We start from the raw sequence: 25153 nt of genomic DNA, 5'->3' as shown, positions 1-25153 counted from the left end.
CCACCCTAGACGTGATTGGCGTTCCTCTTGGCCGCTTGTTCCTGCCCTGCTGTGGATGCTGGTTTTCTTCCTTCTTCCGCTCCTGCTCGTCTTGGCGATCAGTTTTGCGTCACGAGGGCCCTACGGCGGTGTGCAATGGTCGTTCAGTCTCACGAATTACACGATGATTGTCGATCCGCTGTATCTACAGATTTATGGGCGCTCCTTGCTGCTTGCCGCGGCGACGACCGCCATGTGTTTGCTGGTGGGGTATCCGCTTGCCTACTTCATCGCGCGCGCGCCCATGCGCTGGCAAGGTGTCTGGCTGCTCTTGGTGATCATTCCGTTTTGGACGAATTTCCTCGTGAGGACGTACTCGTGGATGTTTATTTTGCGGACGGAAGGTTTGCTCAACACCATGCTGCAAGCAGCGGGGCTGATTCGCACTCCGGTTGAGATTCTCTATACCGATTGGGCGGTACTGATCGGACTGGTCTACGGCTACCTGCCTTTCATGGTCCTACCGCTCTACGCAGCCATTGAACGGTTGAATCGGTCCGTCGTCGAGGCGGCATGGGATCTGTATGCGAATGGCTGGTCGGTGTTTTGGCGGGTAATCTTTCCATTGACAAAGCCCGGCGTGATCGCCGGATGCCTCTTGGTATTTATTCCGTCCGTCGGCGCCTATATCACTCCTGATCTGCTTGGAGGCGCGAAAACCATGATGGTAGGAAACTTGATTCAACACGAATATCTCGTCATTCGGGATTGGCCGTTCGGCTCGGCGATTGCGTTTGTCTTGATGGCGCTCGTTGTCATCGGCGTGATGACATACCTCAGGCGTGGAGGCGTATTCGAGGGCATGGAGGAGCGACGATGAAACCCCGCGGTTGGCTGCTCGGGATCAGTGTGGCTAATGTGCTCTTTCTCTATGGGCCGGTTCTGATTTTGATCGTCTTTTCATTCAATGCCTCTCGATTGACAGCAACCTGGAGCGGCTTCACGCTTCAGTGGTATCGCGAACTGATGTTCGATCACGCGCTGATCCTGGCCGTTGAGAAAAGTATGCTCGTCGCGGCGGCGTCGACTGTTATTGCCGCGATTCTTGGGGTAGCGGCCGCCGTCGGGTTGGAGTCGCTTTCGTTACGGAAGCAACGGGTCATTGAAGGCGCGATGCTCATGCCGCTTATAGTTCCCGAAGTCATGTTGGGCGTCGCCCTGATGCTGTTCTTTGTCACCATACAATGGCCGCTCAGTCTCGTAACGGTGACGATCGGCCATGCGGCATTTAATGTGCCGGTCATTATGGTGATCATCCGTACGCGATTGCGAAAACTGGACCCCCATCTCCTCGAAGCTGCGTATGACCTTGGGGCGACACCATGGGCGGCGTTCTGCCGTGTGACTCTTCCTTTGCTTGCACCCGCAATCTTCGGCGGCATTCTGTTGGCGTTTACCATTTCATTGGACGATTTTATCGTGACGTTTTTCACCGGCGGACCGGGGTCGACCACGTTGCCGCTGAAAGTGTATTCCATGATCAAATCGGGTGTCTCGCCAGAAATCAACGCGCTATCCGCCGTATTGGTCGTCATCTCCATGATGCTCGTCGCCGCCGCCGCCGCGCTCCAGCGCCGCGGCGCAATTAAAAATTGAGCATGCACAGCGCAAAACTAAATCCGAGTCCCCTCCTTCAATTTTGCATTGTCAATGTTGCATTGTGCCTTCTCCTCGCCTGTCAGCCGACGTCCGAGGATGGGACTAAGAGGACTCCTCAGGGGCGGCAGACGCTCTATTACTTCACCTGGTCTGATTATGCGGGGCCCGAGCTTATCGAGGAGTTCGAACGGCAGACAGGGGCCAAGGTCGTCGTGGATACGTTCGGCAGCAATGAAGAGTTGCTTGCCAAACTTCAAAGCGGTGCGACGGGCTATGATGTAGCCGTTCCTTCCGATTTTATGGTGTCTATTATGAGGAAGCTCGGCTTGTTGGCTGAGTTAGACCTCGCGAGCATTCCGAATGCCGGTCTGCTTCTGGATCGTCTACAACATCTCTCGTATGATCCCGATCACCGCTACTCGATTCCGTACCTGTGGGGGACGGTCGGAATAGGATATGATTCCAGCGTCCTGGCCGCTCCTCCCGACAGTTGGGATGTGCTGTGGGACCAGCGGTACAAGGGACGCATCAGCATGCTCAATGATCAGCGCGAGGTCTTCGGCATGGCATTACGGTCCCTTGGGGCGTCGATCAACAGTCGGGATCCAATGCTCATCGAGAAAGCCAAGCGCAAGCTGTTGCAGCAAAAATCATTGGTGAAAGCGTATACCAGTGAAAACTATGATCAACTGCTGGCTTCGGGAGAAGTGATCCTGGCGCACGGGTGGGGTGGGGCGGTGGCGCGGGCCGCGGTCCACCGCCCATCCATTCGATATATCATCCCGAAGGAGGGTGGAACGATTTGGTCCGATTGTCTAGTGGTGTTGGAATCGTCTCGCAACAAAGAGCTTGCCATGCGATTCGTTAATTATTTGCTGGATAGACAGGTGGCGGCTCAGACGACAAACCGTTTGCGTTTTGCTTCATCCAATAGAGAGGCGAAGGCCTTGGTGACTCCAGAACTGCAAGAGAATCCTGCCGTCTATCCGCCGGAGTCCGCCTTTGAACGATTGGAGTGGATGGAGGACCTGGGCGAGACCATCAGGCTGTACGATCGAGGGTGGACGGAACTGAAGCTTCACTAGCCGCGTCTTGTGCACATAGACTTTTTGTTTCAAGCATCCGAAAACCCAGGTATAATGTTGAGTTGCAGGCTAGCACGAGTGGCCCTATGACTTCCACGTACATTAATTGACATGGTCCATACGAACGAATCGTTGCTATCGTCAATCCTCAACGTTTCACGAATAGCCTTTTTTCTCAGCACGCTGACAATATTCTTTGCCGGTTCAATTTTCGCATCGTCCGATACGATCAGAGTCGTGGACGGTCCGGCCAAAGCTGCCACCACACTCCCTCCAGTGTTACGACTGAGCTTAAACGAAGCCATTGCCGTATTCCTTCGTCAGAACCTTGACTTAATTATCTCGAGCTTTGGAATCGATACAGCCAAAGGTCAGCAAATCACCGCGAGGTTATTTCCAAATCCTACGCTGATCGTGAGCACCATGGCCTCCTTCACGCAGGGCTTGACTCCTTCCAACAGCGGGCAGATCAACCCCCAAATTCAGCAGCTGTTTGAAATGGCCGGTAAGCGCGGCTATCGAATCGAAAGCGCGGCGTTCGGTGCCCAATCGGCGGAAGCCAATTTTGAGGACGCAATTCGCCAGCTCGGGTTTACCTTGAAAGATGCCTATTACCGAGTTCAGTTGGCCCAGCGAAGACTGGCAATTGCAGAGGAGAATCGCGACCGCTTTGCGCGTATTTTGGAAATCAATACGATCCGGTTCAAAAAGGGCTACATTGCGGAAGTGGATCTCATTCGCATCCGCCTTCAGATTGTCGATTTTCAAGCGCAGGTTATTCAAGCGATTCAAGAAGCGGATCAGGGGCGTGCGGAGTTGCGCATACTCCTCGGCATCACGCCCGCCGTCGAGCTGCTGCTCACGACCGAGTTAGACTATCACCGAGTTGAGCCGGACATCGATGCATTGCGGCTAGTGGCCATGGACGCGCGACCCGACATCCGCGCCAAGAGACTGACGCAGTCGCAGCGGCTTGCCGATCTGAAATTAGCAAAAGCGTATCGCTATCCGGACATCACCATCGGTGCGGGGTATGCGGTACAGGGAGCCCGCGGACCCGACCTTCCTCAGATGCCGGTCCTCAACTTCAATGTGCCGTTGCCTATCTTTAACCGGAATCAAGGCGGCATCATGCAATCCGAAATCGCCGCTCAAGTGGCGGAAACCGACCTGAAAAAGACCCTCATCCAAGTGGAAAGTGAAGTCGATGTGGCGTATCGGAACCTCATTCAAAGTCGACGGTTAGTGGAGGCGTATCGAGCAGGTGTCTTAGAAGATGCACGGCTGGCGCTGACGATCGTCGAAAAAGCGTACGAGCGAGGGGGCGCAACGATCTTGGACCTACTGGATGCGGCTCGAACATCACGCACAATCCAACAGAACTATATCGAGACGCTGTATAATTACCAGCGCAACATCTTCCAACTGGAGAGCGCGGTGGGCCGCGAGATTACATGATCACGATATATCAGAAGCTGTGTCTGCCACTGCTTGTCGTGCTGCTTCCATTTGCGTGTGGGAAACATGAGGAGCCGGGGGCGTCGAATGCTGCGACCCCAACCGTTCAATCGGACTCCCGCCAGCCGACCGACGCAGCGAGCCACATCGAGACGGCGGTCGTCTCGGCGAGTCAGGACAAGCCGAAGTTAAGCTTAGCCGGCAAGGTCGCCTATGGGGAGGATCGTTATTCCAAGATCTCTTCTCCTGTGCAAGGACGAGTCCTTGAAGTCCGAGCAAGGTTAGGCGACCGGGTCAAGGCAGGGGACATTCTCTTGATCGTGGACAGCCCTGATATTGCCCAAGCTTACTCGGAATTCATCAAAGAGGAATCCGACCTGACATATGCGATCCGAGCGTATGAGTTGGCCAAGGATCTCTATGAGACGAAGGCACTGGCATTGAAAGACCTCAAGCAGGCCGAAAACGATCTGGTGAAGGCCAAAGCGGAATTCCGTCGTGCGAAAGAACGGCTGCTTTCTTTACGTGTGCCGGCTGATGAATTGGAAAAGCCGATCGATAAGCAACAAATCACCTCCAGATTCCAGATGCGCAGTCCTTTGACCGGAACAGTGGTTGAACGCACCGTGACCCCGGGCCAGTCCGTGGGTGGGGATCCCTCTCAGGTGTTATTTACCGTTGCGGACCTCGACACGCTGCAAGTCGTGGCGGACATCTATGAACGAGATCTCGATCTCATCCATCCCGGCCTCACCGCGGTGGTCAGCGTCGAGGCCTATCCCGACGCGGCATTTGCAGCGGCTGTCGCGGCGATCGGAGATGTGGTCGATCCCAACACCCGCACGATCAAAGTTCGCGCCTGGGTGGACAATGCCTCACGCAAGCTCAAGCCGGAAATGTTTGCGAGGCTGCATATCGATATCAGCGAAGGAAAAGAATTCATTTCCGTTCCGAAGGAAGCGGTATTGGAAATCGATGGAAAGGAATTTGTCTATATCGCACAATTGGACGGCACGTATATGAAGCAGGAAGTGAAAGTTGGAAGCCCCTCGGACGACCGCCTTCGTATTCTCCGTGGATTGAAACCCGGCGATCGGGTCGTGACTAAAGGGGCGGTTCTGCTGAAAGGCAATGAGGTCAAGGGGTGACGTCAGCACCAGTTCCTTTCGAGTCCTTGCGTCCGGATCCGCCTCGCCCCGTGTACAAGACGCCTGGCCTACGTCGCATGGTCAGACGGCGGTCGGCATCATTTCGCCGGAGGTCCATTTGACGGGCTGGTATGGCGCGCCTCGCCCGCGCAGTCTTTTCTATCCTGCTTCTGTCGCCTCGCCTCACCCCACTGACACTCCGAGCCGAACACGATGATTACTCGTGTCGTCGAGTTTGCGCTCGCTCAGCGGTTGTTGGTCTGCGTCCTCGGTCTCGCGATGCTCTTCGGGGGCCTGTACGCCTTTCACACCCTTGATGTCGTGGCCTATCCCGATCCTTCCCCGCCGATGGTTGAGGTCATCACGCAGTTTCCCGGACTCTCTGCAGAAGAAATCGAGCGGCAAATCGCCATTCCAGTTGAAGTGATGCTCACCGGGATGCCGGGGGCAACCGATATCCGCTCGATCTCCATCTTCGGATTGAACGACATTAAGATCTACTTTGATTTCGGAACGGAGTATTTCTTCGATCGCCAGGAGGTCCTCAACCGCCTGGCAATGGTGGCGTTTCCAGAAAATGTTCGGCCGATGCTCTCGCCGTGGTGGGCACTCGCCGAGATTTATCGCTATGAAATGATCGGCGAACGAACCGGCCTGACCGATCTTAAAACAATCCAAGATTGGCAGTTGAAGCGGGAGTTCAAGCGAGTGCCGGGCGTGATCGATGTGACCGCGTTCGGCGGCACGACGAAGGAATATCATGTCGATTTGAATCCGGGCGCATTGCTCGGGTATGGGGTGAATCTGCCCCAGGTCATCACGGCGCTCTCCAACAGCAACGCGAATGTCGGTGGGAACTATTTAACCATCGGCGCCCAGAACTATAACGTCCGCGGAGTCGGTCTCATCGACAGCTTGGACGATATCGAGAACGTGATGGTGGCGGAAAAAGACGGCACCCCGATATTTGTGAAAAATCTTGGACAGGTCAGTGTCGGCCATCAGGTTCGATTGGGAAAAGTCGGAATCGACGATCGGGACGACGTCGTCGAAGGCGTGGTGCTGCTTCAGCGCGGGGCGGTGGCGCTGAGCGTGCTCGATCAGGTCAAGAAAAAGGCCGATGAACTCAACTCGTGGAAATTGCCGAAAGGCGTGCAGCTCAAGCCGGTGTACGATCGCAGCGTCCTCATTCATACGACGGTTGAAACAGTCCGGGATATTTTGATTAGCGGCGTCGTCCTGGTCTTCGTGATCCTCTTCTTCTTCCTGGGAAATTTGAGGGCCGCTTTCATCGTAGCCCTGACCATTCCCTTCTCTCTTCTGTTTACGTTCGCGATGATGGTGATGATCGGGCAATCGGCCAATCTGATCTCATTAGGCGCCATCGATTTCGGCATCATCGTGGATGCTACGCTCATTATGGTCGAAAGCGTATTTTACCATTTGGGGCATAATCGCGCGCCGGGATTAACGCCACCCCAGGTCATCATGCGCGCTGCCCGCCACGTCGGGCGGCCGGTCTTCTTTTCGACCGCGATTATTGTCGTGGCCTTCATCCCTCTCTTTACGATGACCGGCGTACCGGGGAAGATTTTTGCACCCATGTCGATCACGTATGGGTTTGCACTCTTCGGTGCCCTCATCATGGCGTTTACCCTTGCCCCTGCATTGAGTTCCTTTCTACTCGCCGGTCCAGTCAAGGAAGAAGATACTTCGGTGGTGCGGGTCATTCGTCGCACCTACATGCCGGTGCTGCAATGGGCGTTGGACCACCAGGTCCTAGTCGTGGGGGCGGCGGTCCTCTTACTTGCGCTCACGCTCATTGCCATGCAGTTTGTCGGCGGCGAATTCATGCCGGCGTTGGAAGAGGGGAATCTCTGGGTCCGGGCGACGATGCCGGTCGACATTTCCTTTCAGGAGGCGTCTCAGATCGCGACTCAAGTGCGAGGCATTTTTCGTCAGTTTCCGGAGGTCGTGACCGTAGTCTCGCAGCTTGGTCGCCCTGACGACGGGACAGATCCGACCAGCTTCTTTAACGCCGAGTTCCTCGTCAATCTGAAACCGTTCAAAGAGTGGCGACCCGACGTCCCGAGTAAGGAGAAATTGATTGAGGAGATCGAGCATTTACTGGCCGCTATTCCCGGTGTGACCTTCAATTTCTCACAGGTGATTCAGGATAACGTTGAAGAAGCGATGTCCGGGGTCAAAGGTGAAAATTCAATCAAGCTGATTGGACCGGACCTGAAAGTGCTGGAGGCGAAGGCGGTTGAGATCGAAAAGATCATGAAAGACATCCGCGGGGTGAGAGACCTTGGGATCTTCCATCTGATGGGGCAGCCGAATCTTCTCATTCAAGTGGATCGCCACGCCTGCGCCCGGTATGGCTTGCAAGTAGCGGATGTGAACGCGGTAGTTCAGGCTGCCATCGGCGGCCAGGCCGTCACACGGGTGTTCGAAGGCGAACGATGGTTCGATCTCGTGGTACGGTTCCAACACGAGTATCGTCAGAACGTGGACGTGATCGGCAATATTCAAGTCAGCACGCCAAACGGGGCCCGGATTCCCTTGAAGCAACTCGCGTCCATTTCGGTTCAGACCGGAGCTTTTATTATTTATCGTGAGAATAACGAGCGATATATCCCCATCAAATTTAGTGTTCGCGGGCGGGATCTTGCGGGGACGGTCGAGGAAGCTCAACTACGTGTCGCGAAAGAGATCCAATTGCCGGAACGCTATCGCATCGAATGGGCCGGAGAATACGATCAATTGAAGCGGGAACAGAAACGACTGACGCTCATCGTACCGATCAGCCTCTTGGTCATTCTCTTTTTGTTGTACGTCACCTTCAATTCCCTTCGCGACGCCCTCTTGGTGCTGGCGACTGTGCCGTTTGCCTTGATCGGGGGCATCCTGGCTTTGGTCGTGACCGGTACCCCCTTCAGTATCTCCGCTGCCGTAGGCGTTATCTCCACCCTCGGGGTGGCTATTCTCGGGGGTGTCCTGCTGATTTCTCGCATCAGCGAGAACCGGACGTTGGGTCTTCCACTGCAAGAAGCGATCTTGAAGGGCGCGGACGTGCAAATGCGGCCTGTCTTGATGGCCACGCTCGGTGCAGCCATTGGCCTGTTCCCCGCAGCCATCGCGACCGGGATTGGCTCGCAAGCGCAACAGCCGCTCGCGCGAGTCGTCGTCGGCGGGATGTTGACCGCGGCCGTGTTGATTCTGGTGGTGCTTCCCGTTCTTTATCAGATCGTCATACGGGCCGGCACGAAGTGCGGGGACGCCGGAGGGCACGAGTAGTGGTCACGATGGGAACCTGGTACGATGAAAGTGCACGTCCACAGGACAGGAAGGAAGTATCGATGATGAACTATGCCCTGCGTCTTCGAATTGGATCCCTGGCGCTCCTCAGCTATTTGATGTTCACGTTTGGCGGTGTGGCCACGGCAGCATCCCAGATATGGCTGGTGCAGATGCCGTTTGAAGCGCCGCCGAAACCACAGACCGCTCCGGATACCTCGATCCCTCCGCTAAACGAGCCTTTGGGTCCCGACGAGTTAAAACGCGCGGAAGCCCTCTTACCGATGCTGGAGGGCAAACAGGAGTTCTGGGCGATCGGCGAGTTCGTACATCTGGGCCCGGCCGTGTCTCCGGTCCTGGTGAAGGCTTTGACGATGCCGTCGCCGCGTGTTCGCTACAATGCGATCGAGACTTTGCACATTATGAAAGACCCGAGCGTGGTGCCTGCCTTGATTACGGTCGCGAAGGATCCGAATGAAATGCCTAAAATTCGCGAACATGCCTTGCGCGTGGCGGTCCGGCTCGATCCTTCGCTCGTCCCTCCCGCCATTGAAGTCATGGCGAAGGATCCGAACGGGTCGATCCGGAAAGCGGCTGCCTTTGAGTCCCGCTATGTTCGGCAAAAGGCTGTCATTCCGGTGTTGATCAGTCTGCTTCCTGATGACGAACGGTTTGTCTCGTTGACCGCCGTGAATTCACTGTGGACCCTGACGCGCTATGACACCGAGATGCACGATTGGGACAGCTCCACGAAACAAGACCGGATGGACTGGACGCAGGAGTGGAGCGATTGGTGGAATGCCAATAAAGAGACGTTTCAATTGCCGGAACCGCGGAAATCGAAAAAGCTCGCTCAGTAGCGCGTTCCATGCGAAATGATCAATGAAATGCGAGATGGTGAGTCCGTATTTGCTTAATCCTACGTTTTGAGTGTCTGGCTCTATTTTGCATTGATTCAAGGCGCTGTGTTATAAAATTATCATTCGATTCACGTCGTGGAGAGCGTATGGCTTCCTTGGAAATTGCAAAGTTAGGGAATCCGGTCTTGCGGAAAAGGGCAGAGCCTGTCCCGCAGGATGAGGTTCTCACGCCGGCATTTCAACAGTTTATCGAGGATATGTTGGAGACAATGGTTGAGGCTGAAGGCATTGGTCTGGCTGCCCCCCAAGTGTCCCGTTCTCAGCAGGTTGTCGTCATGGACTGTCCGGGGGAGGGTGGATTTCCCAAAACGGTGCTGATCAACCCCAAGATCGTATTCTACGGACCACAGCAAGTGGAGAACTGGGAAGGCTGCCTTAGCGTTGATGGTCTCCGCGGCAAAGTGACGCGTCCCTCGATGATCCGCGTTCAGGCCTGGGATCGCCATGGCGCGCCCGTTGACTTTGAGGCAACCGGTCTATTCGCGGTGTGTATCCAACACGAATTGGACCATTTGATTGGGAAAGTCTTTCTTGACCGTATGACGGAGCTCTCCAGCCTGACGCAGCTTGAGGAGTTTGACCAGTATTGGAAGCAAGATCATGCGACTGTCATTTAGAATGGTCCTGAGTTGTGAGTCTTGAGTCCTGAGTGCATGAATTCCGGTCTCATCTGCCTGCTCAGCACTCAGCACCCTGCACTCAGGACTTGTCGAGTGTGAAGCCTCTTCTCCGTATTCTCCGCTACATTCGACCGTATCGCCATCTGGCGCTGCTGACGCTGGCCTGTGCCGGGCTTACAACCGCGCTCGAACTCGTCCCGCCCTGGCTCATCAAGACCGTCATCGATGATGTGATCCAGGCGCACCAGCCTGCGCTGTTGCCGTGGATCGTCGGTGGACTCATTGTCACCTATGGCTTACGGAACGTATTCGGCTCGTTGCGCATCCGATTCAACAATACCTTGGAGCAAAAGGTCGTGTATGACCTGCGCGATCAAGTTTTCTCGGCTTTGCAGCGGTTGTCGATCAGCTATTACGAGAACCGATCGACCGGAGAAATCATGTCCCGTGTCAACAACGACACGGAGCATGTCGAGCGGATTTTCATCGACGGTTTGGAATCGATGCTGACCGCCTCTCTCACGCTGATCGGCATCATGTCCATGCTTTTTTGGCTGAATTGGAAACTGGCGCTGCTCGCATTGATTCCAATTCCCTTGCTCATCATGTCTGCGACCACTTTTACGAAACGCATGCATGCGTACTACCACGAAATTCGACGCAGTGCTGCCGGCCTCAACGCATACCTCCAGGATGCCATCTCGGGCATCCGCGAAACGATCGGGTTCAACCAGCAGGACGCTGAACGGGCGCGGTTCAACAGGCTTAGCGAGGATTATAGTCGCAGCAACCTGAAAGCGATGTATCTGTGGTCGCTCTATTCGCCCAGTATGATGTTTGTGGGCAGTCTGGGGACGATCCTCATTCTCTGGTTCGGTTCTCACGAGGTCCTGTCAGGTGCGTTAACGCTAGGTGAGCTCGTGATGTTTCTGGGGTACCTCACGCTATTTTACGTGCCCATCAATCAAATTCACTCTGTGAACCATCTCCTGCAGCATGCGTTGGCTGCCAGCGAACGGGTCTTTGAGGTCTTAGACACGCAACCCGATGTCCAAGACCGACCAGGTGTGATCGCGCCGGCAGAACGATTGGAGGGTGCCGTGCGGTTCGAGCGCGTGGCATTTGCCTATCGTGATGACGTACCGGTCCTAAAAGAGATCACCCTGGCCGTCAGACCCGGAGAGCGCATCGCATTGGTTGGACCAAGTGGGGCGGGGAAGAGTAGTTTGCTCAAGCTCTTGATGCGCTTCTATGACGTGAAGGCCGGCGCCATCCTGATCGATGGGCATGATGTCCGCGATCTTCCGCTGTCGTTTCTCCGGCATCACATCGGATTGGTCCAGCAAGAGCCGTTTTTATTCAATGGCACGGTGCGGGAGAACATTGCCTATGGTGACCCCGCATCCGATCAGTCCCGCCTCGAGGAAGCCGCACGAGCAGCACGAGCGCATGATTTCATTGTCGATCTGCCCGATGGCTATGATACGTGGATCGGGGAACGCGGCGTGAAACTCTCCGTCGGTCAAAAGCAACGAGTTTCGATTGCCCGTGTACTGCTCAAGAATCCGCCGATCGTGATTTTTGATGAAGCGACATCGAACGTCGACACCGAAACGGAGCTCAAGATCCGGGAAGCGCTGGATTATTTGATGAAAGGCCGCACCACATTTACCATTGCTCACCGGTTGTCCACCTTGCAGGATGCGGATCGCATTGTCGTCATCGACCGGGGCCATATTATCGAACAGGGCAATCACGACGCACTGTTGGCTCAAGGCGGCCTGTATTCGGTTCTGTACGAAGCTCAATTCCAGATTTGATCGAAATGCTGAAAAAGCGCGATCCTGCGGCCTTGCCCGGGAAGGGGGCGGCCTTGGCGCGGGTGGGGTAGGCGGATGTAATCAATGGCCTTTTTGAGCATGCCGATGTTTGACTGATTGAAGAGGTAACAGGACGCTCTGTATACTGACGATCTGAATGAGGCACAAAGATGGTATTGAGATTCGAATATGATCCCTTGGATCACGAACATGCTGGCGGACACTGGTATCACGTCTGTCAGGGGCGAGTCGAAGAACAGGACATGCGCGTTCCCCCACTGGATCAGCCATATGAATGTCCTCGGTGTGGAGTGGAATTAGAGGCTGAAGATTTTAGGATTGCCCAACAGCGAGGGTCGGTTTGAATTCACAATAGGTTTCAGCGAGACGCAGGACAATGATCGAATAACAGGATGTTCTATGACAAAGAGTATCGGACGAAAAACCGTGTCGGTGAGTCGTGGGCTCATGATGTTGTGTGATTCATGCCATGAGCAGGTTTTTGCCGACAAGCTCGTGGATGGGAGAAACTTTGTCGCGGATCATGAAGCCCTCTTCGATACAATCTGTCTAGGCTGCACAGATATCAATAGACCGTTGATTGACGACATGCTGGGCAGCTCTGAATAGCAGATCGTGAGAAAAATCACCATCACGCCTCTCGCGCCAAGTGCGTCGGTTGCCGAGCTTCGTTCTCAGTTCCAACGCCGGAAAATACATGAGAGATTAGCCTGGCGATTTTGTCTGACCCATGCGTTCCGGCCCGGAAAGGGACGCCTCTGGGTGTGACTTGCCTGGCATAATGTGCTCGTTTACTTGCAGGTTTTTCCGTCGAAGTGCTTGCAACTCGATTCGCCACCGGCAACTTTCCACGTTTTCAATAGCGGCGCATTATCGGCGCGCATTTCAACCACAATGTCAATCATGCCGGACAGAGGCAGCTTGTCGAGATGCGGCTTGGCCGCATCAGGGACTTCCACGGCGAAGACTTTCCCGCTATTGGAAACCACAATAAAGCCTTTTTCCTTGTCCACGTGGACAATCGGGCTGTAGAAACTTTTATCTTCTGCAGGGGCGGGAGCGGCTAAAAATAATAGAGCGAGCATGATAACTACGCCCAAGGCATTGATGGAATGTGACATCTTCACAGTACCCTCCATGCACGGGGTGAACGAATCAAAAATATGACACAGCGTGGCCAATTGTGCGGGAAGGATACACGAAATGCAACGGCTAGGTCGGTGTGAATGTGGCAGGTGTGACGTGCTGTTCTTTAATAGAGTAGGCGCGGATGTCCGGCTTTGATTTATCTTGTAAGGAAAGAATGATGTAGAGCGGCTCGGCGAGGTTAATTTTCCCCCAAATCTCCTCGTACTCGGTCGCAATTTTTATATCGGTGACCGAGGGTCTCGCCGGACTATGCGGATGCGAGTGATACACGACCTGCAGTTCGGTGCCTTGCGATCGGATGTCCTTTTTGGCCAGTGAGAAATCATGCATATCCATGATAAATGCAATTTCGGCTCGTTCTTGAGGAGAAAGTCGTTTCAGATGACTGGCTTTGGCTTCATCGAACGATGACAGCTCTTCGGCGCCGTCCTGTGCGACGATATTTTTGATCCGATAATGATGCGTTGCCGTCCCGTCTTTACCGGCTAGCAGCCCGCAGCATTCATAAGGGGCCAACTCACGCGCGTGAGCCACCATTTCATCTAAGATTTTTCGGGGTATCTTTAGAGGAGACACGTCAAGAGATTAAGCCAGCAGACATAGAGCATGTAGGATGCTCAAAATGAGCATCTATTCCGCCCCAAGCGCGCCAAGGCGCTCTCCTTCCGAACAAGGCCGCAGCCGAAGCAAGCGCGGGAGGCGTACCTCCTGGCGTACGTCTAGGATCTTTTCGAGCGGAGATCGCCGATGACGACATTTTCAGCATCCTAGGTCAGATCGTACAGGTAACGTTATACTCGCCACCAAGATTGGTAATACGCGGATTGACGCCACAGAGAGGGCAGTCGGGATCCTTCGGGCGGGACACTTTCCGAAATTTCATCTCGAGTGCGTCGTAAATCAATAAACGATCGGCCAGTGTCTCGCCGATGCCGAGAATCTCCTTAATGGCCTCAGAAGCCTGCAACACGCCGATGGTTCCAGCCAACACGCCTAGCACCCCGGCTTCCTGACAATTCGGGACCAGTCCAGCGGGCGGCGGTTCAGGGTATAGACAGCGATAGCAGGGGTAACCCTCGTGCGGCTTAATGGTCGTCAATTGGCCTTCAAACCGAAAGATGCTTCCTGAGATCAGGGTCTTCTTGGCAAAATAGCACGCGTCATTGACCATAAAGCGTGTCGAGAAATTATCGGAGCCGTCCAGAATGATGTCATAGTCCGGCAGCAGCCCCATGATGTTGTCGGTAGACAGATGATGCTGATAGGTCTTGATCGTAATGTCGGGATTGATAGCCGCGAGGGTCTGCCGCCCCGATTCGACTTTCGGCATGCCGATGGTGGCCGTCGTATGGAGAATTTGCCGCTGCAGATTGGACAAGTCCACCACATCGCCATCGACGAGGCCAATCGTGCCGACGCCGGCCGCCGCCAAGTAGAGCCCGGCAGGAGAACCGAGCCCGCCTGCCCCAATGACCAAAACCTTGGCTTGGGACAGTTTCTTTTGCCCCTTCCCGCCGACTTCAGAAAGGATAATGTGGCGGCTGTAACGTTCGATTTGAGTATCGGTCAATTCCATTTTGATTGCCAGGCTAAAGGCCAGAGGCTATAAGGGATGGGCGAATAAATTCTGTCCCACTCCTCACCTCTTCCACTTGCTATCGCCATCTCATTCTCATTCCACGACGTTCAATTCAATTGGATCGACCAGGACGCCCTTCTTCCGCATGCCTGCGACCGCCCGTTCGATCTCAGCCGTGTCACCGGTCAGCTCGACATCCATCCAACCGGTGGTTTCGCGGACATCTGCCCGTCGGACGTTGGTTACGACCTTGTACTCATGGCCGATTTGATAAATGATTGGTTCTTTAATTTTTTCCTCAGGGAAGCGAATGTGAAACCGTAAGCTCGTCATCTTAGCCTCCCGCAATTGCCGGCACGATGGATACTTCGTCTCCGTCCTTCAGCACCGTGTCTTTGCCCTTCAAAAAGCGAATGTCTTCTTCATTGACGTAAACATTCACAAACCGGCGGAGTTCGCCTTTATCATCGCACAGGCGATCCTTCAGGCCGGAGTAAGAGGCATTCAAATTGTCGATGATCTCGCCGATATTGGCTCCTGTGATCTCGACTTCACCTTGATTTTTCGTCAATGGCCTGAGGGGCGTTGGAATCCGAACCTTGATCATGCGTCACCGCCTCCGTTTTTTCCCATCTTGAATGTCTGCTGAAAATTGACCAGGCTGGGCTGAATACGAACGGGCCGGCCGACCGCATCGATGACGGCTTCCTGCGTCTTGAGCCCATTGCCGGTAATGTAGGCGACGGTCACATCGCTTTTCTTGATGACCCCTTGCTTCACTAATTTCCTTAGCACGCCGATAGTTACGCCGCCGGCGGTTTCGGCAAAGATGCCTTCGGTCTGCGCAAGGAGTTTAATTCCATCGACCACTTCCTCGTCCGTTACCGCTTCCATGGCGCCCTTGCATTCGGCCGTGGCTTTCAAGGCGTAATAGCCGTCAGCCGGATTGCCGATGGCCAATGATTTGGCAATCGTCTTGGGCTTGACCGGTTTAAAGAAATCGCGGCCCGCCTTGAACGCCGTCGAAATGGGTGAGCATCCTTCCGCCTGAGCTCCATTCAATTTCGTCGGCACCCGATCGATCAGGCCGAGCGTATGCATTTCATTTATGCCTTTCCAGATTTTCGTCAACAACGACCCCGACGCCATCGGGACCACGACTTGATCGGGTGCGCGCCATCCAAGTTGCTCGACCGTCTCGAACGCCAACGTCTTGGAGCCCTCGGCATAGTACGGCCGGATGTTGATATTGACGAAGGCCCACCGATGTTCAGCTGCAATTTCACTACAGAGCCGGTTCACGTCATCATAATTCCCTTCGACTTCAACGACGTTGGGTTTATAGATCAGATTGCCGAGCACTTTGGCAGCTTCGAGATCGCCGGGGATAAAGACATAGCATTGCATGCCGGCGGCGGCCGCGTGGGCTGCAACGGAATTGGCCAGGTTGCCGGTTGAGGCGCACGCCACCGTTTCAAATCCGAGCTCACGGGCACGGGTCAGTGCGACCGCCACGACGCGATCTTTAAACGACAGCGTCGGATGGTTCACGGTATCGTTCTTGATGTACAACTCGTCGAGGCCGAGGAACGCGCCGAGATTTCTGGCGCGGACCATCGGAGTAAATCCCGCATGCTGTCCGATTGTCGCCTCGCCTTCGATCGGGAGGAGATCGATGTAGCGCCACATGCTGTGCGGGCCGTCTTCAATCTTTTTCCGTGAAGTCGTTCGCTTGATATCGGCGTAGTTGTACTTGACCTCCAGCGGTCCGAAACACATCTCGCAGACATGGATTGCCGCCGTCGGATATTCTTTTCGACACTCCCGGCAGACTAGCGCTTTCATCTTCTTCGTCATAGAGGCACCTTAGGTAGCAAAGAAGCCTTCAGCTTTCGGCTCTTAGCGTGAGACTTTGGTGGCGGTTGATGGCTGAACGCTCACGGCTTCCGATTTCAGCTCACACGACTCGGGCTCGTGGTCAAACAATTCAGTAATCGTCGGGTTGGCGCCGCACAGCGGACAATTCGGATTGCGCCGGATGTTGATTTCGCGGAATGCGGTGCGGCGCGCGTCAAAATCGAGCATCCGGTCGGTTAGCAGCTTGCCGATTTTGAGCACGATCTTCAGTGCTTCGGTCGCCTGGAGCGTCCCGATGATGCCGGCCAGCACGCCAATGACTCCTGCTTCCTGACAACTGGCCACTAGTCCCGGGGGCGGCGGGTTCTTAAAGACGCAGCGGTAACACGCGGTTTGCCCCGGGATAATGGTAAAGAGGCGGCCGTCAAATCGCAGAATGCCACCGTGTACCAACGGTTTCTTGGCAAAAAAACACGCATCGTTAATGAGGAACTTGGCCGGAAAATTGTCGACTCCATCGATGATCACATCATAGTCGCCGACGATCTTCGCTGCATTGTTAGCAGTCAGCCGTTCTTCATGCATGACGACCGTGACGTCCGGATTCAGCGACTGAATTTTTTCCTTTCCGGACACCACTTTCGGTCGACCGATATCTGCGGTGTGATGGAGCACCTGTCGCTGGAGATTCGAGAGATCGACGACGTCGCTGTCGATCAATCCGATTGTCCCGACACCGGCGGCAGCCAAGTAGAACGCCGCAGGAGAGCCAAGACCGCCGGCGCCGACGAGCAGGATCTTCGCCTGAGCAATCTTCTTCTGCCCTTTTCCACCGACTTCGGGCAAAAGAATGTGGCGGCTGTAACGGGATATTTGTTCTTCAGTAAATTCCATCTTTAGAGCTATCCAAGGATGCTCAAAATGGTCATCCAACGAGGCCTGAGGCGACGTAAACACCGGAAGCGTACCCTCTGGGGTACGTTGAGGATGTTTGCGAGCCGAGAACGAAGTTAGGGGCCATTTTCAGCATCCTTAAATGTTGAAGTATTTTTCGATGCTGATATACCGCTCTCCTGTGTCGCACAGAATAGTGACGATATTTTTCCCCGATCCTAAGTCCTGAGCGACTTTTTGCGCCGCGAATACGTTAGCCCCTGATGAAATGCCCACCAAGAGTCCTTCTCGCTTCGCCAGGAGTTTAGCCGTTTGATAGGCTTGATCGTCCGTGACCGTCACGACACCATCCAAAATCGACCGGTTCAGGACTTTGGGCACAAACCCGGCCCCGATTCCCTGAATCTTATGTGGACCCGGATCACCACCTGACAACACCGGTGAACCGGAAGGTTCCACGGCAATGACTTTGACCTGAGCGTTGCGCTGTTTCAAGACTTCGCCGCAACCCGTAATAGTCCCGCCCGTGCCGACTGCCGCCACAAAGGCATCGATCCGGCCATCGAGCGCTTCCCAGATTTCAAGTGCGGTCGTCTGGCGGTGCATGGCCGGGTTGGCCGGGTTGGAAAATTGGTCCGGCATGAAGTAGGACGGATTCTGTGCCACGATGCTTTCCGCTTCCTTAATGGATCCCTTCATGCCTTCCCACGCAGCGGTCAAGACTAACTGTGCGCCGTAAGAGGACAGCAGGCTGGCGCGTTCCATGCTCATGCTTTCCGGCATGACGAGGATCAGCTTGTATCCACGCACCGCGGCAATCAGAGCGAGTCCAATACCGGTGTTCCCGCTGGTCGGTTCTACGATGGTGCCACCCGGCTTGAGCTTGCCCTGGCGCTCGGCTTCGTTGATCATATTCAAGCAGATACGATCCTTCACGCTGCCACCAGGATTGAAGGATTCGACCTTGGCATAGATGGAGCCGCCGCCTTTGGGCGAGAGCTGGTTCAAGCGGACCAAAGGCGTGCGCCCGATCAGCTCCGTGATCTGTTTATGGGCCTGCATCAGCAGCCGCCTCCCATATAGAAAAGAAATTCCAACGCATCACCGTCTTTCAGGGTGGTCGCGGCGAGCTGGTCTCGTTCCACCATTGTGGAGTTCAATTCGACGGCGACCATGTGTGGGTCTATACTCTTGGCTTTCAAGAGGTCCAGTACGGTCGTGCCTTGGACCTCTTCAGATTTTCCGTTGATTTTCACCTGCATGGAAGACCCCGCAACTCTGCGTCAAGTAAAAGAATTCCAAACGCTAACAAATGCGTTGCGCGATTGTCAATGGCGAGCGTGGCGCCGACGATGCTTTACATTGTTCTGAAATAAATCCATTCAGCGAAACCTGCACCGTCCCGTTTGCTGTCCCCCTTGACAGTCAAGATCGTTCCTCTTCAGTATGGCGGCCTCTTAGCTCTATTGCACAGGAACACTTCTCAATACACCAGCTGAGTAGGACGCTATGTGGAAACAAAACTTTATGTTTCGATACCAGGACTCGACCCCATTGAAGCAGTCCGAAAACGAACTGTTTCATGATACCGATCCGGCGTTGGACAGCGCCGGACTACAATTAGAGAAGTTTATTTCAGTTTGGATTCAAGGCGAGGGCAAGGAGGGAGAGGCTCCAACGGCGTATACCAACGTATACGTGAGAACCGCCACGCTCGATATCGAGCGGCGAGCTGGGTTTCTTCAGCCGTTACAAGGGCGCACCCATCAGATCAAGCAACTCCTCACCGATGGCCAGAAGCTCTATCTACGTGAGTGGCTGAGCCGAACGTCACCGCAAGCCTGGAGCGAGGCGGAGGATCACTTTAAGGTCGCCTTCGATGCCGACTGACCGAGGATGTTAATCCCCAGGTTCGTACTCGTCCTCCTGGCCGTGCTGAACGTCAGTTCGCCAATGGGTCCGGTGCCCGCTGCGATCGCATCTGCGGCGACCATCGACGTCTACTATGCGCCTGAGGATTTGCCCGCCGATCACCTCATAGCGCTCTATGACCATGCGCGCCGGTATATCTATGTGGCTGTCTATGGCATCACGTTCCCGCCGATTGTCAAAGCGCTGATCGACGCAAAGAAGAGGGGAGTGGATGTGCGGGTGATTACCGATCGCGGGCAGGGGAACGATCCGAAACAGCAACGGGCATTGGAGGCCTTGCATCTGGCTAACATTCCGATTCGTGTCAATTTGCACGATGGCCTCATGCACTTGAAACAAGTCGTCATTGATGATGAGATCAATACGACGGGCTCAATGAACCATACGACCAGCGGCCATCGGTATAATGATGAACGGCTCGATGTCATCGCGGATAGAGCCATCACCGTCAAAGCGCGGGAAAAGTTCTTGGCTATGTGGAAAGACCCGGTTCGCTATGAAGAGTGGAAGGAGTAAGGTGAAGGGATGCCCTTCGTGCTCGGGTAACGCGCACGTTAAGAATGTGCTCGCTTGGGGAAGTGGCGCATCTTGGTGCGCCTGGGGCGGGTAGGTGATAAGACGCGTGCAGTCAAGGGCGACCAACCCACCTTTCGGTGTGAAATAGATGACCGAACAAACTGATGTGATCATCGTAGGCGCCGGAGGAGGGGGAGCTGTCCTCGGCTTAGCTCTGGCCCAAAAAGGGATTCGCACGATTGTACTCGAGCAAGCGCCGGGACCGCCGACCGGCTTGAGGGGCGAGATTCTCCAGCCCAACGGGCAGCAGGTGCTGGACCGGCTCGGCGTCCTCGGCAAGCTGCCGGCACAAGCCATCCGCTCCGTCAGGCATTTTCATTTTTATCGTGCCGGCGGAGCACGGGAAGGGGCGCGTCTTGGCGCGCCTGGGGTGGGCGGGTGTAATCGTTTGTGCACGATAGACTATGGCATGCTGCCGCCTCCATATAATCGCGCGCTGGTCACGTTGCCGAATGTTGCCCACCATGCCATTCTCGATGCATTGGAGGCGTCTTCGCCAAGCAGTCTTCGGTATGGCACCTCGTTTCAGGGCTTGCTCCGTGACGGGGCTCGCGTTGTCGGAGTCGAAGCTACGCATGCGGGCCGATCCATGACCATTCGAGCATCAGTGGTGATTGGTGCGGATGGCCCGCTTTCGAAAGTCCGCGATGCCCTCGGCATTCCGACGCAGCTGCATCGTTATCGTGAAGGATATCTCATCGCCATTTTAAATGGCCGTCATGATGATATTGCAGAATCCCGCTACTATGTCGGCCGCCGAGCCATCCTGGGTCTCTTTCCGGCCGCCGAAGGCAAGCAGTATCTGTTTTATATGATTCCAGCGGATTCCATGTCCCAAGTAAAGGCAGCCGGGCTTGATACGTTACGCCACGCATGGCGTGCGATCGCCCCTGATCTCGAACACGTATTCGAAGGTTTATCCAACTGGAACCAAACCGCGTATATGCCGACCGGCCGCGTGCGCACAAAGACGTGGGTTTCCGAGGGGGCCGTATTGATTGGCGATGCCGCGCATGCCATGAATCCTCACGCCTCGCAAGGAAGAATGCAGGCGATGGTGGATGCTATGGTGCTGGCTGATCTGTTGCCGTCTTGTCTCGAAAAGGGCGATCTGTCGGCCGCCGCATTGGCGCCTTTTGAGCGTGCGCGGAGACCGCAAGTGCAAATGCTGCAGCGGCTCGCGGATGAACAGGTGATCTTTTGGAACACGGGAAATCCGTTGCTTGGCTATCTTCGCGATCGCGTCTTTCGGACGTTCGATCGCAATCCCAGGCTGCGTTATCAGGTACTCGCCACGACGGCCGGGCTTCGATCTACCGCTCCATTTGGTTTCATCGATCGGTTGATCGCGGCCGGAGTGTGGCCGGATCGGCACGCTGATCGTCTTCCAAGCGAAGCAATTGTGCCTGTCCAACAGAACAAGAGGTGCTATGTCTCTGACCGACACGATGTTTGAAATACTGCCGGAGGAGGTCCGCAACACGCTCGCCCTGTATGTGGAGCGCATGACCGACCTCTATGGGGCCTCTCTACACGCCATTCTCCTGTATGGGAGCGCCGTACGCGGTGATTACATGCCGGGGCGTTCGAATCTAAATCTGCTCGTGCTGATCACAAAGATTGATATGTCAGTTCTCCAGAATTACACAAAAATTCATAAGCGCTTTCAAAAAGAACAGATCCCGATTCCGCTGTTTTTGACCGAAGAGGAGTTGCGGGCATCTGCCTCACTCTTTCCCTTGGAGTACACGGACATTGCAGCCTTTCATCATGTATTGATGGGGCACGATCCATTTGTCGGTTTGGTGATTGATTCGGGGCACGTGAGTCTTCAGTGCGAGCAGGAAGTCCGTGGAAACCTGTTGCGCCTTCGCCAGCGCGTGGTGGAAGGCTCGGTGAGCATGGAAGCTATGGGCATCCTCTTGCCGCTCTCGCTGACCGCGCTCCTGGTGTGCCTGCGAGCTCTTCTGCGAGAATTAGGTATGCCGGTTCCCCGCACGACTGAGAGTATGCTGACTGATCTTCCGAGCACTCTAGGCATCGATCCCACCGTGCTTCAGGAGATTTGGAACCTTAAACGAGGAGTGATTTCTCCTGGTCCGGCAGAGTTTCCCCGGCTCTTCGAACGGTATCTGTCTACGTTGGAGATGGTCGCCTCGCGTATCGGTCAATTGCGCGCCGAGGGACGGTTGTGATGGCACGACGTATGGATCATTGGATTGCTGCGGTGGTGCTGGGCGTGATCCTCTCGTTCAGCGATGCTCTGCATTCCGCCATTGCGAGCGGGCCGGATCGTCCTCCGATTCCACAGCCGTTAGGATATGTCACCGATCAGGCGGGTATTTTGGATCCTGATTGGAAGGCCCGCATTCGATCCGTGTGTCAAGATTTGGAGCGAAAAACGGGCGTGGAGATGGTCGTCGTCACGGTCAAGAACTTGGCTCCATACCGATCTGCCAACGAGTATGCGTCAACCATCTATCAGCGATGGGGAGTCGGATCGGCGCAGAAGGAACACGGCATCGTCATTCTGGCGACGATTGAAGAGCGGCGGGCGGCGGTGACGGTGGGTAAGCCACTGGTCGGCAGAATAACCGCCCCTATGGTCGAAGATGTCGGTCGCCAGTATGTTGATCCAGCTTTCCGGCAGGGGGAGTATGGGGAAGGTCTGTACCGAACCACGGTGGCACTTGCATCGGGACTACACGATATCCGAGCCGGCGAATCGAGTCGATCTCACCTGAAGGGGCTCGGGCTTATATTGACCCTCTTGACGGGGATTGGGGCCTTTGCGTTTCTGTGGTGGATCAGCCGGCCGGACCTACGCCATCCTTTCGGGCGCCTCCGCAGAGGAGAATTTTGGGGAAGCGGTCAGGGCGGGTTCGGGGGAAATTTCGGCGGATTCGGCGGAGGCACGAGCGCGGAAGGATTGAAATGATAGTCGGTTTATTTTGTTCCTGAACTCTTCGAGGCAGCTCCAATAGAGTCCAATCCGGCTTGCGCGCACGCATCGTCGAGATGAGCCCCAGGGGCGCCGCCCACGCCAATCCCACCCACGGTTTCTCCTCCGATTTCGATGGGCAGGCCGCCTCCAAGCATGAGAATTTTCTCGTTCATGTCGCGTAGAGCCTGGAGTGCCGGAACTTTCGCCATCATCTCAGCCAGTTCGCTCGACGGCCGGCGAAGGCTTGCCGCTGTGTAGGCTTTCTTCGTGCTGCTGTCCGTCGTGTGAGGACCTGCTCCGTCGCCTCGCATCAGAGTTCTAAGTACGCCGGACCGGTCGACTACGGAGACAGTTACCCGATACCCGTCCTGCTTGCACTTCTCCAGCGCAGCGGAAGCCGCCTTGTTCGCCAATACAAGCGGCAAGACGGCTTCACGCGGAAGCTCTTCCGAGGTCGCCATGCTGCTCCATCCAAGGCTCCCAACCAACGCTACGGCTATGATCAAAACGGTCTGCTTGCCCTGCTGTGTCATCCCCGGCCTCCTGTCACCCGCTTTTCCGCAATGGCACGATTCGTTTCTCATCTAAGTCTAATAAATCGGCCCACGTTGTGATATCCGTTCGCCTGGGGTCGATGGCATCACGAGTGTTCTTGAAAGAGGTCCACTTGTCCTCGGTATCCGGCCCGACGCTTAACATCATCTCGTTCCACGACTCAATGTCGGAAGGAGTGTGTGGAACGGCTTTTCTGTGGAACCAGTCGACCATATCTTGATCCGTTCTTGCTTGAACCTCACCGCAGAATTCGTCCGATGAAATGCCTGCGAATCGTAAGAGACGCTCATCAAGAGGGCACGGATAGAGGTAATCACCCTGCATCCCTGCTTGAAGGGCGCGGCATTTATCGATCATCCTGCCAAGATGCACGTAGCCACCCAATCGCTCCCGAATACTTCGCGGGTAATGGATGCGCAAGTCCATAGCGCTTATAGCATCTTGTGATGCTCGAAGGTAAGAGTCTTCACAACGACTCCACCATTCTCATAGGTGATAATTCGTCGAGTGGCAGGCAGATCCGACGATCCCACTCGTATATGAGTGTCCGTAAAGCTGTCCACGTTTGTCAATTTTCCGTCTTGCGGAGAAGAGTAATAGACGGTGTACCGGGTCGTCAGGTATTTGCCGTCTTGTGTCACTGCGCTGTCCTCGACGTTAATCGTGAACGCCATGCGGGGATTCTTTCTGTTAATTTGCGTAATACGGTCCCCTTTGACTCGATAAAATGACTCCATTTGTCCACCGTGAATCGCCAAACGAGGTCCTAGCGGATGGTCCGTATCCTCGCCGAGAGTCAAGGAATATTGGCCGTCTGATTGTTCGAAACTTCTGGGACCGCGATGAACCACGATCATCCCAATCTGTTCTTCTGCCCATTTCTGCAAATCCGGGTCAGACAGTTTCACTGTCACTTCTCCTGGACCTTTCACAATCACGGTTCCTTTGGCTTCCTTGCCGCCGACGTTGACAGTGAGATCGGCCGTAAATCCTTTGAAATCCGGTTGCCAGCGCGCCGTTTTTTCAAACGCTTGGCGCAGCATGGTCCTCGCCTTGGGGTCGTCCTGGACCTGGGTTGTTGTCTGTTCACGTTGATGCGTTTCCATGGTACGAAGCTCCTTTATCGTTAATAATGGTCAGAAAAAGTCATTATAAGACCGCCGTTCGTCCCTCTACAACCCAATACGGAAATTAAAGAATAGCGAATACGTTTCAATGGGTTACAGAGTGCGCGGGGAGTCATTATGGAAAATGACCAATGTTTACGCGTGTTTTATAGCCATGCGGCATAAATTGGTATATAATAATGCGTCTTTCGGTTTGTCTAGCGGTTCGTCTTCACGAAGGAGATCCTTTCAAGATGGAACGACGCGCGGCATCCCATACTGAAGAAGAGGAGATGAATCAACGGCGCAGACTACTGAGTCTCGCCAGAAAGGGTGACCCGAAAGCCATTGCCCGTCTTTTCGACCTGTACCAGGTACGGGTGTATAGCGGCGATACTTTGCACAAAGCGAAACGCCTTCCCGTGATCATGGTCCATGACAAGCAGAAAAGGGCTGCAAGCAAAAAAACTACCCCCAAGCACGAGACTCGAGCCTCCAGCCATAGTTCAGTGAGAAAACCGGCTCGCAAAGTGACACGCAAGCACAAATAA

Annotated in this window: 29 protein-coding genes; 17 read left to right on the top strand and 12 right to left on the bottom strand. The window is 54.8% G+C overall.

Annotated features, from left to right (window positions below; translation table 11 throughout):
• Positions 1–55 precede the first annotated feature (55 nt).
• The 11 genes from ACWHYZ_RS18600 to ACWHYZ_RS18550 all read left to right on the top strand — a co-directional run bounded on the left by ACWHYZ_RS18600 (position 56) and on the right by ACWHYZ_RS18550 (position 12619).
• On the top strand, positions 56–859 hold the full coding sequence (locus tag ACWHYZ_RS18600) for an ABC transporter permease (RefSeq protein ID WP_447984165.1): 804 nt from the start codon (positions 56–58) through the stop codon (positions 857–859).
• The gene (locus ACWHYZ_RS18595; protein ID WP_447984164.1) at positions 856–1635 is read left to right on the top strand and encodes an ABC transporter permease; all 780 of its coding nucleotides are present in this window, start codon (positions 856–858) and stop codon (positions 1633–1635) included. The genes ACWHYZ_RS18600 and ACWHYZ_RS18595 overlap by 4 nt, the downstream gene beginning before the upstream one ends.
• Before the next feature lie 2 nt (positions 1636–1637).
• Positions 1638–2723 (top strand): ABC transporter substrate-binding protein, encoded by a 1086-nt coding sequence (locus ACWHYZ_RS18590; protein ID WP_447984163.1) that lies wholly within the window; start codon positions 1638–1640, stop codon positions 2721–2723.
• 237 nt (positions 2724–2960) lie between these two features.
• Positions 2961–4181 carry a TolC family protein gene (locus tag ACWHYZ_RS18585; protein ID WP_447984162.1) on the top strand — a complete coding sequence of 407 codons (1221 nt, stop codon included), beginning with the start codon at positions 2961–2963 and terminating at the stop codon, positions 4179–4181.
• Complete coding sequence (locus ACWHYZ_RS18580; protein WP_447984161.1) at positions 4178–5329, top strand: efflux RND transporter periplasmic adaptor subunit; 1152 nt, start codon at positions 4178–4180, stop codon at positions 5327–5329. Before ACWHYZ_RS18585 ends, ACWHYZ_RS18580 begins: the two co-directional genes overlap by 4 nt.
• Before the next feature lie 213 nt (positions 5330–5542).
• Positions 5543–8629, top strand: coding sequence for an efflux RND transporter permease subunit (locus tag ACWHYZ_RS18575; protein ID WP_447984160.1), 3087 nt, complete (start codon positions 5543–5545; stop codon positions 8627–8629).
• 62 nt (positions 8630–8691) lie between these two features.
• The gene (locus tag ACWHYZ_RS18570) at positions 8692–9489 is read left to right on the top strand and encodes a HEAT repeat domain-containing protein (protein WP_447984159.1); all 798 of its coding nucleotides are present in this window, start codon (positions 8692–8694) and stop codon (positions 9487–9489) included.
• A 146-nt stretch (positions 9490–9635) separates the two neighbouring features.
• Complete coding sequence (gene def, locus ACWHYZ_RS18565; protein WP_447984158.1) at positions 9636–10166, top strand: peptide deformylase; 531 nt, start codon at positions 9636–9638, stop codon at positions 10164–10166.
• A gap of 98 nt (positions 10167–10264) precedes the next feature.
• Complete coding sequence (locus ACWHYZ_RS18560) at positions 10265–11989, top strand: ABC transporter ATP-binding protein (protein WP_447984157.1); 1725 nt, start codon at positions 10265–10267, stop codon at positions 11987–11989.
• Positions 11990–12159: 170 nt separating this feature from the next.
• Complete coding sequence (locus ACWHYZ_RS18555; RefSeq protein WP_447984156.1) at positions 12160–12354, top strand: hypothetical protein; 195 nt, start codon at positions 12160–12162, stop codon at positions 12352–12354.
• 55 nt (positions 12355–12409) lie between these two features.
• Entirely contained in the window at positions 12410–12619 is a 210-nt protein-coding gene (locus ACWHYZ_RS18550) for a hypothetical protein (protein ID WP_447984155.1), read from the top strand.
• A 182-nt stretch (positions 12620–12801) separates the two neighbouring features.
• Here ACWHYZ_RS18550 and ACWHYZ_RS18545 read toward each other — a convergent pair whose 3' ends face one another.
• The 9 genes from ACWHYZ_RS18545 to thiS form a co-directional block, all read right to left on the bottom strand.
• Positions 12802–13137, bottom strand: coding sequence for a hypothetical protein (locus ACWHYZ_RS18545; protein ID WP_447984154.1), 336 nt, complete (start codon positions 13135–13137; stop codon positions 12802–12804).
• A gap of 85 nt (positions 13138–13222) precedes the next feature.
• A complete protein-coding gene (locus ACWHYZ_RS18540) occupies positions 13223–13735 on the bottom strand; it encodes a Mov34/MPN/PAD-1 family protein (RefSeq protein ID WP_447984153.1) in 513 nt (170 codons plus the stop codon).
• 196 nt (positions 13736–13931) lie between these two features.
• Positions 13932–14735 (bottom strand): molybdopterin-synthase adenylyltransferase MoeB, encoded by an 804-nt coding sequence (gene moeB, locus ACWHYZ_RS18535; protein ID WP_447984152.1) that lies wholly within the window; start codon positions 14733–14735, stop codon positions 13932–13934.
• Between the two features lie 96 nt (positions 14736–14831).
• Positions 14832–15071 (bottom strand): NIL domain-containing protein, encoded by a 240-nt coding sequence (locus ACWHYZ_RS18530; RefSeq protein WP_447984151.1) that lies wholly within the window; start codon positions 15069–15071, stop codon positions 14832–14834.
• A gap of 1 nt (position 15072) precedes the next feature.
• The gene (locus tag ACWHYZ_RS18525; protein WP_447984150.1) at positions 15073–15345 is read right to left on the bottom strand and encodes a ubiquitin-like small modifier protein 1; all 273 of its coding nucleotides are present in this window, start codon (positions 15343–15345) and stop codon (positions 15073–15075) included.
• The gene (gene thrC, locus ACWHYZ_RS18520) at positions 15342–16583 is read right to left on the bottom strand and encodes a threonine synthase (protein WP_447984149.1); all 1242 of its coding nucleotides are present in this window, start codon (positions 16581–16583) and stop codon (positions 15342–15344) included. The genes ACWHYZ_RS18525 and thrC overlap by 4 nt, the downstream gene beginning before the upstream one ends.
• A 54-nt stretch (positions 16584–16637) precedes the next feature.
• The gene (locus tag ACWHYZ_RS18515; protein WP_447984148.1) at positions 16638–17489 is read right to left on the bottom strand and encodes a HesA/MoeB/ThiF family protein; all 852 of its coding nucleotides are present in this window, start codon (positions 17487–17489) and stop codon (positions 16638–16640) included.
• Positions 17490–17627: 138 nt separating this feature from the next.
• Positions 17628–18551: a cysteine synthase A gene (gene cysK, locus ACWHYZ_RS18510; protein ID WP_447984147.1), complete on the bottom strand. Its 924-nt coding sequence runs from the start codon at positions 18549–18551 to the stop codon at positions 17628–17630.
• Positions 18551–18751: a sulfur carrier protein ThiS gene (gene thiS, locus ACWHYZ_RS18505; RefSeq protein WP_447984146.1), complete on the bottom strand. Its 201-nt coding sequence runs from the start codon at positions 18749–18751 to the stop codon at positions 18551–18553. Before thiS ends, cysK begins: the two co-directional genes overlap by 1 nt.
• A gap of 247 nt (positions 18752–18998) precedes the next feature.
• Between thiS and ACWHYZ_RS18500 the strand changes: the two genes are divergently transcribed.
• From ACWHYZ_RS18500 to ACWHYZ_RS18480, 5 genes are all read left to right on the top strand, one after another.
• Positions 18999–19379 (top strand): hypothetical protein, encoded by a 381-nt coding sequence (locus ACWHYZ_RS18500; RefSeq protein ID WP_447984145.1) that lies wholly within the window; start codon positions 18999–19001, stop codon positions 19377–19379.
• A gap of 6 nt (positions 19380–19385) precedes the next feature.
• On the top strand, positions 19386–19937 hold the full coding sequence (locus tag ACWHYZ_RS18495) for a phospholipase D-like domain-containing protein (RefSeq protein WP_447984144.1): 552 nt from the start codon (positions 19386–19388) through the stop codon (positions 19935–19937).
• Positions 19938–20085: 148 nt separating this feature from the next.
• Positions 20086–21453, top strand: coding sequence for an FAD-dependent monooxygenase (locus ACWHYZ_RS18490; RefSeq protein WP_447984143.1), 1368 nt, complete (start codon positions 20086–20088; stop codon positions 21451–21453).
• On the top strand, positions 21428–22192 hold the full coding sequence (locus ACWHYZ_RS18485) for a hypothetical protein (protein ID WP_447984142.1): 765 nt from the start codon (positions 21428–21430) through the stop codon (positions 22190–22192). The genes ACWHYZ_RS18490 and ACWHYZ_RS18485 overlap by 26 nt, the downstream gene beginning before the upstream one ends.
• The gene (locus ACWHYZ_RS18480; protein WP_447984141.1) at positions 22192–22935 is read left to right on the top strand and encodes a TPM domain-containing protein; all 744 of its coding nucleotides are present in this window, start codon (positions 22192–22194) and stop codon (positions 22933–22935) included. The genes ACWHYZ_RS18485 and ACWHYZ_RS18480 overlap by 1 nt, the downstream gene beginning before the upstream one ends.
• 8 nt (positions 22936–22943) lie before the next feature.
• Here ACWHYZ_RS18480 and ACWHYZ_RS18475 read toward each other — a convergent pair whose 3' ends face one another.
• From ACWHYZ_RS18475 to ACWHYZ_RS18465, 3 genes are read right to left on the bottom strand one after another with little or no spacing between them, the layout of a single operon-like run.
• On the bottom strand, positions 22944–23474 hold the full coding sequence (locus ACWHYZ_RS18475) for a GlcG/HbpS family heme-binding protein (RefSeq protein ID WP_447984140.1): 531 nt from the start codon (positions 23472–23474) through the stop codon (positions 22944–22946).
• 13 nt (positions 23475–23487) lie between these two features.
• Complete coding sequence (locus ACWHYZ_RS18470) at positions 23488–23922, bottom strand: DUF5069 domain-containing protein (protein ID WP_447984139.1); 435 nt, start codon at positions 23920–23922, stop codon at positions 23488–23490.
• Positions 23923–23927: 5 nt separating this feature from the next.
• On the bottom strand, positions 23928–24602 hold the full coding sequence (locus tag ACWHYZ_RS18465; RefSeq protein WP_447984138.1) for a DUF3386 family protein: 675 nt from the start codon (positions 24600–24602) through the stop codon (positions 23928–23930).
• Between the two features lie 254 nt (positions 24603–24856).
• Between ACWHYZ_RS18465 and ACWHYZ_RS18460 the strand changes: the two genes are divergently transcribed.
• Entirely contained in the window at positions 24857–25153 is a 297-nt protein-coding gene (locus ACWHYZ_RS18460) for a hypothetical protein (RefSeq protein WP_447984137.1), read from the top strand.

It is taken from the genome of Nitrospira sp. Nam74 (assembly GCF_965152615.1).
The sequence above is the reverse complement of the archived record's forward strand: the minus strand, read 5'-3'. Positions and strand labels throughout refer to the sequence as shown.